Source organism: Cytobacillus luteolus (genome assembly GCF_017873715.1).
Classification (GTDB): domain Bacteria; phylum Bacillota; class Bacilli; order Bacillales; family Bacillaceae_L; genus Bacillus_BV; species Bacillus_BV luteola.
In genome coordinates this window covers 468880-481845 of record NZ_JAGGKM010000004.1, presented here as the reverse complement: position 1 = coordinate 481845, position 12966 = coordinate 468880, and the positions used below count along the sequence as shown (strand labels likewise).

Here is a 12966-nt window from a genome sequence, read left to right as displayed (position 1 = left end):
TCGTATAGAAATGAAAAAATGCTTTTATCCAATAAGTAATTTTCTTTTTTCTAGTATAAATGACTTTTCAGAAACTCTCCACTAATATGGTAATAACCCTAGCTAATTTAGTTGCAACTTGTTACATACATAATTTGGCTCATTTTTGAAAAGCTAATGAAAAGAATCAACTTAGGGGTGAGAGTTCGTGGATCAAACTAAAAAAACATATTATGTTTCAATCGCCAATGGAGAAATTTCACAGCTTAGTACAGCTTCTCCTTGGGACTTCAAAATTGAAGCTACAGATGAAGAAATTATCCAGTTAAGGGAGTATTTTGAACAAAACTATTCTTCAGATTGGCAAGGCTTTTTACGAGCGCATGTTCCATACATTGAGTACCATTATGATCCTACAAATGATGCTATTGATGCAACGATGCAAAAAATATATAAAATGATGTATGAACTAGGTGATCAAGATGCAAAGGAGCTTATTAAGTCACAGAATTTAATAAGTGAAATTAGTAACAAGGAACATTAAAAAGAGTTGTTCGTATACCATTTGATTTTTATATGGTACCATATAAGAAATACCAAGTAATGGAGAAAAGGTTATATGATTGTTTTTCAGGATATGTACTTAAACGAAGTTAATTTATCCTTCACTAACAACCCTTTCTCGATGAATCCTAGGCATGTTTGGGTGATTTGCAGGCATAATGATCAGTGGCTGTTAACAGACCACAGTGAGCGAGGACTTGAATTCCCAGGAGGAAAGATTGAGAACGGTGAAACGCCAGAGCAAGCTGCAGTTCGTGAAGTAATGGAGGAAACGGGTGGAATCGTTTCAGATTTAAACTATATCGGGCAATATAAAGTTATCGGAAAAGGAAAAACGATAATAAAAAATATATATTTTGCAAAGGTTAGTAAGCTTGTAGAGAAGGATGATTACTTAGAAACAAAAGGCCCAGTATTACTAAATAATCTGCCGAAGAACCTTTCTACAAATTCCATGTATAGTTTTATCATGAAAGATGATGTTCTTCAGCATAGCATTGAGTATATCTTAAAGAAAGCTCTCTAATTATCTTAGAGAGCTTTCTATTGTTTAGAGTCCTTTATAAGCTTTCTTTCAAGCAACTCTACACCCTGATACATTAATGTAGCAAATACTGCAATGACTAAAAGACTTAGGAGAACCAGAGTGAAGTTGAACACTTGGAATCCGTATATAATCATATAGCCTAACCCTTTTGCCGAAACAAGAAATTCGCCAACAATTACCCCAACCCAAGATAAACCGACATTTACTTTCAGGGTAGAGATAATGGTAGGAAAAGAAGCGGGAAGAATTGCTTCCTTAAAGCATTGACTCCGGCTAGCGCCAAATGTGTTTAATACCTTTATATAGTTAGGGTCTACTTCCCTAAATGAGGTGTAAACAACGATTGTGGTGATAATAACAGAAATGATCGCACCCATTGCAATGATTGAAACAAATCCTGGACCAAGTGCTACTATTAAAATAGGTCCTAGAGCAACCTTAGGCATTGCATTCAATATGACGAGATAAGGGTCTAGAATTCTTGAGAGGCGTTCTGACCACCATAGAATAGCTGCCAAAATTGTCCCTAATAGTGTTCCAATAATGAATCCTAATACCGTTTCAAATAAAGTAACACTTAAATTAGAGAGTAAAGATCCATCAGATAACTTTGTGATAAAGAGTGCCCATATTTTTGATGGAGAGCTAAAAATTAAAGGGTCAATCCATGTTTTTTTACTGGCGATTTCCCAACCTGAGAAAAAGACTAGAAATATAAGGATTTGGTAAAATAGAACAATCCTTTTTTCTTTTTTTATTTCTTTTAAATATTGTTCATGGAGGAGACGAATGCTACTGTTTTGTTTCAAGATCATCTAACTCCTTCCATATTTGTTGAAAGATTGTTGAGTACATTGAATGCTGACGCGCTTCAAATGGAGTTATTTTTTTTAGTTCTTCTGGAATGGTAAAGGTTTCTGCGATTCTACCCGGGTTTGCTGAGAGTAGAAATATACGATCACTCATTGCAATCGCTTCACCTATATCATGAGTAACGAGTAATGCAGTTTTGCTATATTCCTTTAATGTTTTTACCATTAGATTTTCTAGCTTCAGTTTGGTTTGATAATCTAAAGCTGAGAATGGTTCATCGAGTAGTAAAATCTTTGGGTTCGTTGCTAACGTCCTTACTAACGAGGCTCTTTGTCTCATCCCACCGGAAAGCTGTTTTGGGTAAGACTTTTCAACTCCTTGTAAGCCCATCTCTTTTAATATATCAAGCGTTTTTTCCTTATTTTCACTAGAATACTTCTTCATGGTTCGTAGTCCGACAAAAACATTTTCTTCTATTGTTTTCCAGGGGAAAAGGTAATCCTGCTGCAGCATATACCCAATTGAAGGTCCTTCTTTATTAGGCGGATTTCCATCTATCAAAATTTGACCTTCTGTTGGTTTTAGTAAACCAGCGATAATCGATAATAAGGTTGTTTTTCCACAGCCACTAGGGCCGAGAAAGGAGACAAACTCCCCTTCCTCTATCGTTAAAGAGATATCTTCAAGTGCTGTTTTTGCGGAATCTCTAGTAAAGTAGGTATGCTGAATTCTATCTACTTTGAGAAAAGTCACGAGTCATCACTCCTATTCTGAAATGATCTTTTCGGCAATAGATGTGTTAACTAATGTGCTGTATTCAATACGTGCTGGTAGCTCACCAGCTTCATCCATAATGTTTTGAAGATTATCCCATTCTTCTTCGTCTAATATTGGGTCAGTGGCGTATGAGCCTTGGCTTCTGTAACGGTCAACAACCATTTCAATTGTTTCAAGTGGTGTGTCCTCAAAATAGGATTGAATGGATTCGGCTACTTCTTTAGCACTATGTGTTTGAACCCATTGTTGAGCTTTGTAGATAGCACGAGTGAACTTATCTACTGCTTCTTTATTACCGTCAAGGTAGCTTTGTTTCGCCATAAATGTTGTATATGGTACATGACCTGACTCTTTCCCAAATGAGGCAACAATGAAGCCTTTTCCTTCTTGTTCAAAGATACTTGCTTGTGGTTCAAACAATTGAACAAAATCACCAGTTCCGGAAGCGAAGGCAGAAGCAATATTGGCAAAATCCACGTTTTGGATTAGTTCTAAGTCATTATGTGGATCGATCCCATTCTTTTTAAGTACAAATTCACCAACCATTTGTGGCATGCCACCTTTACGTTGACCTAAAAATGTACTACCTTTTAATTGATCCCAACTGAAATCTTCCATTTTTTCACGAGCAACTAAGAAAGTGCCATCTGTTTGAGTGAGTTGTGCAAAATTAATAACCGGATCACTGGACCCTTGAGCTTGAACATAAATGGATGTCTCAGAACCTACTAGGGCAATGTCTGCTCCATCTGATAAAACGGCAGTCATCGTTTTATCACCGCCCCATGTAGTTGTAAGTTCAACATTTAAGCCCTCTTCCTCAAAAAAGCCTTCAGACAGTGCTACATACTGAGGAGCATAAAAAATAGAACGGGTAACTTCCGCAACACGGATTGTTTCTGTTTTGTCATTATTACAAGCTACTAGTGGAATAATAAGAAGAAACGTCAAAAATAATGATACATAACGCATGAAATTTACCTCCTAGACGTGTCAAGACGTCAAAATATTAGTTATTACTTACGTTACATTATGAATTGTGACAAAAATGTGTGAATGCCTAGAAGGATTTAATTAGAAAGGGGATGAATGAATGGTTGACGGCAGTATTATAGATAGACAAAGATATCCTTCACCTAATCCTAGAATCGAACTGTATCTCATTACCTATTACTGTAAGGGGCTGCGTGTAAAAGGATATTTAGCTTATCCTAAAGAAGAAGGCTGTTATGATGGTTTTCTCTATTTACGCGGTGGGATAAAGAATGTTGGAAAAGTACGAATAGGTCGTATTATCCAGTTTGCTTCTGAAGGTTTTGTAGTAATGGCTCCTTTCTATCGCGGTAATCAAGGTGGAGAAGGAAATGAGGATTTTGCTGGTGATGATAGATATGATGCTCTAGCTAGCTATAAAGTCTTGGAACAGCATCCGAAAGTGAATCCTAACCGTATTCATGCCTTTGGATTTTCACGTGGGGGTGTAATGGCACTCCTGACAGGAATTTATGAAACGAATATTTGCTCAATCGTCTCATGGGGAGGAGTGTCAGATATGTCACTTACGTATGTAGAAAGGAAAGACTTGCGTAGAATGATGAAGAGGGTTATTGGTGGTACACCAACCAAATATCCGGAACGATATCGTTATCGCACCCCACTTTATGAATTGGAAAAAATAGAGGCACCAGTCTTAATTATTCATGGTGAAAAGGACAAAAACGTATCAGTTGAGCATTCATATCGTCTAGAAAAACGATTAAAGGAATTAGGTAAAAGTGTAACGAGCAGATATTTTAAACAATTTACTCATTATTTTCCGCCAGCTGAAAATCGAGAAACGGTAAAATTTGTAACAGAATGGATGAAAAATCAGTAGCCGATTATGATACTATGAAGAGGGACCAACTTACAAAAAAGGGGAGACAAGCTTATGGGCATGCCTTTTGAATTTAATACAATGATTGTAACGAAAGGAAGAGAAACAAGGGTAGCAGAAAATATCTTTACTTTGGTGAAAGAGGGGTATCGATTATACCCAATTGATATTCCGATAGAGGTTAGAAGAACAATCGAAAGTGACTCTAGCGGTGAGGCACTTATCAAAAAGGTCGAATTAGCAAACAATACAACAACGATTACATACGAACTGATTGCCCTAAATTCTACGAACTAATCTAAAAGGAAAATGAGGCTGGGACATAACATAAGTGTTTAATTACAATTCCGAACAAAGTAATAGCCTAGCGGATGAAATATACGTAGACTCCTGCGGGATGAAAAGCAACGGCTAGACCCCGCAGTGCTTAGCACGAGGAGTGGGTTTTTTCACGCCAGTGAAAATAACCTTCTTACCCGCGGAAACCGAAGTATATTTCAGGAGCGGTGTAACTACCCCTACAACCATTGTTCGGTTTCTATATAGTTAAACTACTTTTGTCTCAGCCTATTTTTTATAGCTTTTTATAGCCATGCTTAATCTTGATACACCTTCTTCAATTTTCTCTACTGCTAATCCTCCATACCCCAAAACAATTTTATGATTGTGTAAGCCTTTAATGATTGAGTAGTACTCTACCGGATATATTTGTATCGAGTATTTTTTAATCCAATCCAATAATTCTCCATTAAAATCTACTGAGGGAATTTCTACTACCAAATGCATGCCAGCAGCATGCCCTAATATACGTGAATCAGGGAAATGATTCTTTAGGCTAGATACTAGTGCTTCACGTCTTTGTTTATATATTCTTTTCATTTTTCTGATATGCCGATCTAAGAAACCTTCTTTTATAAAACGAGTCAGCATTAATTGTTCTAATGAGGGATGGTGTCGATCTGTATACCATTTTAACTTCTTACACTCTTCAATCAGTGGTTCTGGAAGAACTACATATCCAATTCTAAGAGCCGGAGAGAGAATTTTACTAAATGTTCCTACATAAAGTACTCTCTCAGGGTCAAGTCCTTGCACTGAGTGGACAGGTGTACCTTCATAAGTAAATTCGCTATCATAATCATCCTCAACGATATAACAGTTAAACTTACGGGCGTACTCAATTAATTGTATTCTTCGTTGAATTGTCAATGTTCCGCCAAGCGGAAATTGGTGAGAAGGAAGGATAAAAATAAAACTTGGCGGTGTGTCTTCTGAAAGGAATTCTGGTTGGATTCCCTTATCGTCAACTGGAACAGGTATGATGGTTGCACCACCATATGAAAAAATGGTTCTCATTTCATCGGTAACTGGGTCTTCCACAGCAACTAATTGATTTTCTTTTAATAACAATTCTGTAATTAAAGAGAGTGCCTGTGTAGCACCAGAAGTGATTATTATTTGTGCAGGATCACTTACTACCCCTCTAGTCCGTAATAGGTATCTAGACAGTTCTTCCTTTAACTCAACTAATCCTTCAGGGGAATGGTAACCAAAAAGTTGGTCAGGGGCTTCGTAGCATACTTCTTTTGCTAATCTTCCCCATACCTTTCGAGGGAAATGGTCCATTGCTGGTGTAGCTGCTCTAAAATCAATTACATCTGTATATCCTTTATTTTGTTTTTTGATTTCTACCTTAGACTCATTGGTCGTTAGTTTAATCAAGGAAGATCCTGGGGCAACAAATGTACCTGACCTTGGTCGAACAATTAGATAGCCCTCATCAACCAGTTGATTATATACTTCAAGCACAATGTTGCGTGATACCCCAATTGAAGTCGAAAGTTCTCTAGTTGAAGGTAATTTAACATCTCTATTTAATTCACCGTTTAGGATAGAATTCCGAAGCTGCTCATAGATTTGTTGTGTTAATGTTTTTTGAATTGAGCGGTCTACATGAAACCACATCCGTTTCATCTCCTATTCTTATAAACTGGTACTATTAAAATAGTTCATTTCTGGCACTTCATACGGCCAGTATATCATGCTACTTTAATTTTATATATCGAAGGAGGGAATTTCTATTGAAAACAATTGGACTTATTGGAGGACTTAGTTGGGAGTCAACAAGTGTCTATTATTCATATATTAATCGTTTTGTACAAAAACAATTAGGAGGAATACATTCGGCAAAATGCTTAATTTATTCATTTGATTTTGAAGAGATTGCTGCATTGCAAAGAACTGGTGAATGGCAAAAAGCAACTGGAAAAATGATAGAAGCAGCAAAATGTTTAGAAAATGGAGGTGCAGAACTAATCGTAATCTGTACGAATACAATGCATCTCATGGCAGATGAAGTGCAAAATGCTTGTACGGTCCCACTAGTTCATATAGTAGATTGTTTAGTTAGCGACATAGAACATTTAGGTCACAAGAAGGTAGGACTACTTGGAACTAAGTTTACTATGGAACAATCATTTTATAGAGATCTTCTTATGCAACAAGGGATAGAGGTTATTACTCCTGATGAAGAAGAAAGAAGTGGGGTTCACGAGATTATTTTTAATGAATTATGTAAAGGTACTTTTAATGAGAGTTCGAAATCCTATTATCTATCAGTTATAAAAAAATTAGTTGATAATGGGGCAGAGGGGATTATACTAGGATGTACAGAGATACCTCTGTTAATTAGTCAAAATGACACGAACATTCCATTATTTGATACAACTTTTATCCACGCGAATAAAGTGGCTGCACTCTCATTAGGAGTGTTAGATTATAAAGGTTAGGAGTCAAACATTGTTAAGGGAGTAAGCTTATGAAAACAAAATTAATCTTAATCGAAGGTTTACCTGGCTTTGGAAAATCTACTACAGCCAGGCTAGTACATAACATCCTTGCTGAAATGAATGTGGAGGCTGAATTGTTTTTAGAAGGTAACCTAGATCATCCTGCTGATTTTGAAGGGGTTGCTTATTATTCAAAACAGGATTTTGAAGAATTACTGTCTACCCATACAAACTTTAAAGATCTATTATTAAGCCATGTAATTGAAAAGGAGAATGGATATTTTCTTCCTTACCACAAGGTGAATAATGTTATTGGCTCAAGCTTACCTTCAGACCTTACTAACAATTTCTTTCAAAAAGATATCTATGAACTACCTTTAGAACAGAACATTGAATTAATTACTCAAAATTGGATCGCTTTTGCCGAGAATGCTCTTAGAGGAAATAAAGTATATATATTTGAATGTTGCTTTATTCAAAATCCAATTACAGTTGGTATGGTTAAGTACGGTGCAGAAAAGGAAATAATCACAAACTATATTAAGGGGTTAGCTCAAAGCGTTAAAGCCTTGGAACCAATCCTTTTCTATGTAGACCAAGCAGACCTTGATTACTCTTTCAAGAAGGCTATTCAAGAGAGACCAAAAGAGTGGTTCGAAGGGTTTGTAAATTACTATACACAACAAGGCTATGGAAAAGAGAATGAACTTGAAGGGTTAGAGGGGACTCTAACGGTTCTAAAGGTAAGGAAAGCACTAGAGATGGATGTGTTTTCCCAATTAGATATGAACAAACATATTATCTTAAATAATTACAGTCAAGAGGAATATAGGAATAAACTAAAAACAATACTAGACTCAGAAACTATCTAAATCAAAATCCTATGAGCGATACTATAACTTAGTATCGTTTTTCTTTTTAGTGTAATGTAAAATATTACTAATATACATAAAACAGATACGGATTGGAGAAAACTAGATGAAAAGATTAGTAATTCTTTTTATTTGTATTATTACTTATCTATCTTTCTTCTTTTTATCAACTATAAATAATAAAGAAATCGATAACAACTTAGTTGTCTCAGATGTTAGTGGTTTAATGCCAGTGAAAGTAAAGAAGATTGTACAAAAAACCAAGACAGAGGAACTTGTTGAAATCATTGAAGAGGCAAAAGAGAAAGATTTAAAGATTTCAATTGCGGGGACAAGACATAGTATGGGTGGTCATACCTATTATAAAGACGCAATCGTACTTGATATGACAAACTATAATCAAATTCTGGATTTTAATCCTATAGAAAAAACAATAACTGTTCAAAGCGGAGCAACGTGGAATGATATTCAAAACTATATAAATCCACAGGGCTTAGCTGTAAAAGTCATGCAGTCTCAAAATATTTTTACAATCGGTGGTTCCCTAAGTGCAAATGCGCATGGGAGGGACATTCGATACGGTTCTCTTATCGATACAGTCAAATCCTTTCGATTGTTAACAGCGGAAGGGAAAATTATTAATGTAAGCAGAAAAGAAAATAGTGAGCTCTTTGCACTTGTTATTGGGGGATATGGACTTTTCGGGGTCATTCTTGATGTTGAATTAGAGCTTACTGATGATGAATTGTACGAAATGAATACAGTTTCAATGGACTATAAAGAGTATGCTGCATATTTTACAAAAGATGTTAAAGGAGATCCTAGCGTGCGTATGCACCTTGCAAGGATATCAACTGCACCGGAGAATTTTTTAACTGATATGTATGTAACAAATTATGTTCTTTCAAAGGAAGAGCTGAAAGAACATACCCAGCTAAAAAAGGACCGCTTTACATGGTTAACAAAGTTTACGCTAGGATTATCTCGTCAATATGACTGGGGAAAGGATTGGTTTTGGACATTACAACAGTCCTATTTTCATAATACCAATGGCTCTCTTATTTCTCGTAATAATGTTATGCGCTCAGAATCTAAGTTTTTAGAATATGAAAATAGTAATGATACCGACGTCCTTCAAGAGTATTTTGTTCCGATTGATCTTTTTCCTCGGTATATTGACGAATTACGAACGGTGTTATCAAATGAGGATCTGAATCTAATTAACATAACAATCAGATATGTGTCGAAGGATGAGGACGCAGTTCTTTCTTATGCAAAAGATAATATGTTTGCACTTGTGCTATTAATTAATCAAGGATTTAGTGAGAGTGATCAACAGAAAACGAAAGAGATTGTTCAAAAAATGATAGATGTTACTTTATCCCATAATGGCAGTTATTATCTACCCTATATGCCATACCCAACAAAAGAACAAATGTTAAGGTCTTACCCTAGAGCTGAGGAGTTTTTTCAAAGAAAGCTAATCTATGATCCTGAAGAAAGATTTATGAACTTCTTTTATGAAAGGTACAAATAGATATGGAAAATCATAAGAAATTGAAATGGTTAATAATAACTCAAAGCTCAGTATTTTTTGCCAGTAGTCTTATCTTTCCGTTCTATATTCTTTTCATAAATAATATCGGTTCAAATTACAGTCAGTTCGGTCTATCCTACGGTTTGTTTGCTTTAAGTGCAGCTCTTGTCCACCCAATAGCCGGACGGTTATCCAGTAAATTTGATAATCAGTATTTTTTACTCGTTAACTCGTGGGGAATGGCACTTGTACTGCTCTATTATCCTCATATAAGTAGTATAGAACAAGTTTACATCTTACAATTACTGCTAGGCATATTTGGAGCCTTGCAAAAGCATGGAGAAAAGACACTAATTGCCAGTCTTACCGACGATGCCGAACGAGGAATAAATATTGGCAATTACCATTTTTGGACTTCCATTTTTTCTGCAATCGCTATTTTTTTCGGTGGTGTCTTAGCTGACTTCTTTACTATTCACATTATTTTTTATAGTAGCTCCATTATCTATTTTGTTAGTGGGTTACTTATTTACAGGACAAATATATTAAACAAAAAAGAGTTGTAATTACTTAATTTTTCGGTTAAAATAACAAAAATCAACTAAACTTTATATTTTTAAAAAGTTATGATGGGAACACAGTAGTGACTTATCTCCCTGTTTTAGAGAGCTGATGGTTGGTGCAAATCAGCACAAAGATAAGAGCGAATTACCTCCCTGAACTTTCTTTGCGAACCTTTAAATCTCCTAGAATCTATCTTGGACAGTAAGAATTAGCAAAGAACGGCTAAACCGTTATTCGATCTTGAGTGGAAGAATCTAATTCTTCAACAAGGGTGGTACCGCGTAATCCACGTCCCTTTTTTTAGGGGCGTGTTTTTTTATTTTTTTGAGGAAAAGGAGGATTTACAATGAGTGATTTTTTTGAGCAGTTAACAAGTGAACAACGTATAGAAGTAGAGAGGCAGCTTGCGATTTATAGTAATGGAGTATCAGAGGTAATTCCGTTAAATGAACTAAAAATAAAAGTTGCAAAATCAATCTTAAAAGAAAAGCCATTGAAAATTAAGCTTGGCCTAGATCCTTCCGCACCAGATGTTCACTTAGGGCATACAGTTGTGTTAAATAAGCTAAAGCAATTTCAAGAAAATGGGCATGTTATTCAATTAATTATAGGTGACTTTACAGGCAAAATAGGTGATCCTACTGGAAAGTCTGTTGCAAGAAAGCAACTAACAAATGAGGAAGTACAGCATAATGCAAAAACCTATTTTGAACAGTTTAGCAAAGTACTCGATATGGATAAGGTTGAGCTATATTACAACTCTAAATGGTTATCAGAGCTTAACTTAGAGGATGTCATTAACTTATCTGCAAGTATAACGGTAGCCAGATTACTCGAACGAAATGACTTTTCAGAAAGATTATCAACAGGGAAACCAATTTCTTTACATGAATTTTTCTATCCATTAATGCAAGGGTATGACTCAGTCATGCTTGAAAGTGATGTAGAGCTCGGTGGAACGGATCAACATTTTAATGTTCTAATGGGAAGACATCTTCAAGAACACTATGGTAAAGAAAAGCAAATTGTAATCATGTTACCATTGCTAGAAGGACTCGATGGTGTAGACAAAATGTCTAAATCGAAAAACAACTACATTGGGGTCGATGAAGAACCGAACCAAATGTATGGAAAAACGATGTCCATTCCAGATGAACTTATTACGAAATACTTCAACTTAATAACAGATTTATCAGTTGAAGAGAAGAACAAAATCTCTGAGGGACTTTCTGAAGGAACACTACATCCAAGAGATGCTAAAATGCTTTTAGGCAAGACGATTGTAAGAATGTACCATAGTGAGGAAGCAGCGCGAAAGGCAGAAGAGCATTTTACAACAGTGTTCCAGAAGGGGTCTTTACCAGATGACATTCCAGTCGTTGAATGGAAAGGCGACTCTGAAGTAGGAATTCTTGATTTGCTTGTTGAGTTAAATTTACAAAGTTCAAAAAGTGAAGCGCGTAGAATGATACAAAATGGTGGCGTTCGATTGAATGAAGAAAAAGTAAGTGATGTAAATGTACTAGTAACAATTATAGACGGGTTAATCTTACAAGTAGGCAAACGAAAATTTGTTAAACTAACAAAATAAGTGAAGCGATCCTTCTATATTAGGAGGATCGCTTTTAACTAGTCCATCTTATTTAAAAGAGGAGCAATAATATCAATCCGATTTGTCCATATTCCCCCAAAATATTCTTCAGGTAGTCGTTCAAGATCCTCTTTTTGATCAAAACCTTCTGAGAACCCACCGTCTCCAGCAACTACTATAACTCTTGTACCCTCATTTTCCATACGTGATATAAACTTATGAGGCCATCCCCAAATCCAGGGTGCAATTTTTTCGGGTAAATGTAATTGTGAGTTTTTGCAATTAGAAGGCACAATTCCCGTCCAACCTGTTGCGAAATATGGTATTAGGCAATCCTTCATTGTTGCTTTTGACATGACACGAAGTGCTGGCATTTGTTGTTTTAATATTGCAATGGGATTGTCCCCGCCATATACTGACAACAAAGATAACTGCTCTGGTGAAAGGTCTGCAAGGTACTGAGCAAGTTGGATTCCTTCATTCGGGTCATTACTCTTTATATGAATTAAGAAAGATTGATCAGGAAAGTAGCTCAATACTTCATCTAAAGATGGCATTAATCCCTGCCCTTTACCTCGAAATGGATAGGTTTTTCCATTATCAGCAGTATATCCATATCCGATATCAAGGGACTTCAGTTCTGCCATCGTATGTTCCCTAGTTACACCCGTTCCGCTTGTTCGACAATCGAGTGTCCAGTCGTGGAAAACAGCAAATTGACCATCACTTGTGGGATGAATATCTAGTTCAACAATATCAGCCCCCGCATCAAAGGCTGCCTCCATGGATGTTATTGTATTTTCCAGATAGGGATGTTCGGGTGGATAAATTCGCTCAGCTGTACAAGTATTGTTATCAATCCCCTCAAAGGAAAAGGTTTGTGCTATACCTCGGTGTGCCAGTAAAAGTGAATCACTAGTTTCATGATTTACAAAGATTGAACTATTGTTTATGTATATAAAAATAAATAACAATAAGGCAATTCGGAAGGATGTACTTCTCCCAATTTTTTTAAGTGTGTTCATATTTCCTCCATTTCTTTAACACTAACTAATAC

14 protein-coding genes and 1 other annotated feature are annotated in these 12966 nt (G+C 36.0%); of the genes, 9 read left to right on the top strand and 5 right to left on the bottom strand.

The annotated features are described in order from the left end of the window. Positions 1-187 precede the first annotated feature (187 nt). Together J2Z26_RS14335 and ytkD are read left to right on the top strand one after the other, a co-directional pair. Positions 188-523: a hydrolase gene (locus tag J2Z26_RS14335; RefSeq protein ID WP_193536010.1), complete on the top strand. Its 336-nt coding sequence runs from the start codon at positions 188-190 to the stop codon at positions 521-523. A 75-nt stretch (positions 524-598) separates the two neighbouring features. After that, entirely contained in the window at positions 599-1069 is a 471-nt protein-coding gene (ytkD, locus tag J2Z26_RS14330) for an RNA deprotection pyrophosphohydrolase (RefSeq protein ID WP_193536008.1), read from the top strand. A 17-nt stretch (positions 1070-1086) separates the two neighbouring features. On the opposite strand, the gene J2Z26_RS14325 is transcribed toward ytkD, so the two are convergent. From J2Z26_RS14325 to J2Z26_RS14315, 3 genes are read right to left on the bottom strand one after another with little or no spacing between them, the layout of a single operon-like run. Continuing rightward, a complete protein-coding gene (locus J2Z26_RS14325) occupies positions 1087-1899 on the bottom strand; it encodes an ABC transporter permease (RefSeq protein WP_406565550.1) in 813 nt (270 codons plus the stop codon). Next, entirely contained in the window at positions 1883-2656 is a 774-nt protein-coding gene (locus tag J2Z26_RS14320) for an ABC transporter ATP-binding protein (RefSeq protein ID WP_193536004.1), read from the bottom strand. Before J2Z26_RS14320 ends, J2Z26_RS14325 begins: the two co-directional genes overlap by 17 nt. 12 nt (positions 2657-2668) lie before the next feature. Continuing rightward, positions 2669-3652, bottom strand: a complete 984-nt coding sequence (locus J2Z26_RS14315) for an ABC transporter substrate-binding protein (RefSeq protein ID WP_193536002.1) — start codon at positions 3650-3652, stop codon at positions 2669-2671. Between the two features lie 121 nt (positions 3653-3773). Between J2Z26_RS14315 and J2Z26_RS14310 the strand changes: the two genes are divergently transcribed. Then, positions 3774-4556 (top strand): alpha/beta hydrolase family protein, encoded by a 783-nt coding sequence (locus tag J2Z26_RS14310; RefSeq protein WP_193536001.1) that lies wholly within the window; start codon positions 3774-3776, stop codon positions 4554-4556. A 54-nt stretch (positions 4557-4610) separates the two neighbouring features. After that, positions 4611-4853, top strand: a complete 243-nt coding sequence (locus J2Z26_RS14305) for a DUF2584 domain-containing protein (protein WP_193535999.1) — start codon at positions 4611-4613, stop codon at positions 4851-4853. A 270-nt stretch (positions 4854-5123) separates the two neighbouring features. Here J2Z26_RS14305 and pdxR read toward each other — a convergent pair whose 3' ends face one another. After that, entirely contained in the window at positions 5124-6521 is a 1398-nt protein-coding gene (gene pdxR / locus J2Z26_RS14300) for a MocR-like pyridoxine biosynthesis transcription factor PdxR (RefSeq protein ID WP_193535997.1), read from the bottom strand. A 116-nt stretch (positions 6522-6637) separates the two neighbouring features. Between pdxR and J2Z26_RS14295 the strand changes: the two genes are divergently transcribed. From J2Z26_RS14295 to tyrS, 5 genes are all read left to right on the top strand, one after another. Then, the gene (locus J2Z26_RS14295; protein WP_193535995.1) at positions 6638-7345 is read left to right on the top strand and encodes an aspartate/glutamate racemase family protein; all 708 of its coding nucleotides are present in this window, start codon (positions 6638-6640) and stop codon (positions 7343-7345) included. A gap of 29 nt (positions 7346-7374) precedes the next feature. Continuing rightward, positions 7375-8217: a P-loop NTPase family protein gene (locus J2Z26_RS14290; RefSeq protein WP_193535993.1), complete on the top strand. Its 843-nt coding sequence runs from the start codon at positions 7375-7377 to the stop codon at positions 8215-8217. Between the two features lie 106 nt (positions 8218-8323). Continuing rightward, on the top strand, positions 8324-9754 hold the full coding sequence (locus J2Z26_RS14285; RefSeq protein WP_193535991.1) for an FAD-binding oxidoreductase: 1431 nt from the start codon (positions 8324-8326) through the stop codon (positions 9752-9754). Between the two features lie 2 nt (positions 9755-9756). Next, positions 9757-10320: an MFS transporter gene (locus J2Z26_RS14280; protein ID WP_193535989.1), complete on the top strand. Its 564-nt coding sequence runs from the start codon at positions 9757-9759 to the stop codon at positions 10318-10320. A gap of 51 nt (positions 10321-10371) precedes the next feature. Beyond that, positions 10372-10617: a binding site (T-box leader), on the top strand. 47 nt (positions 10618-10664) lie between these two features. Then, positions 10665-11909: a tyrosine--tRNA ligase gene (gene tyrS, locus J2Z26_RS14275; RefSeq protein WP_193535987.1), complete on the top strand. Its 1245-nt coding sequence runs from the start codon at positions 10665-10667 to the stop codon at positions 11907-11909. A gap of 38 nt (positions 11910-11947) precedes the next feature. Here tyrS and J2Z26_RS14270 read toward each other — a convergent pair whose 3' ends face one another. Next, complete coding sequence (locus J2Z26_RS14270) at positions 11948-12934, bottom strand: glycerophosphodiester phosphodiesterase family protein (RefSeq protein WP_193535985.1); 987 nt, start codon at positions 12932-12934, stop codon at positions 11948-11950. Between the last annotated feature and the right edge of the window lie 32 nt (positions 12935-12966).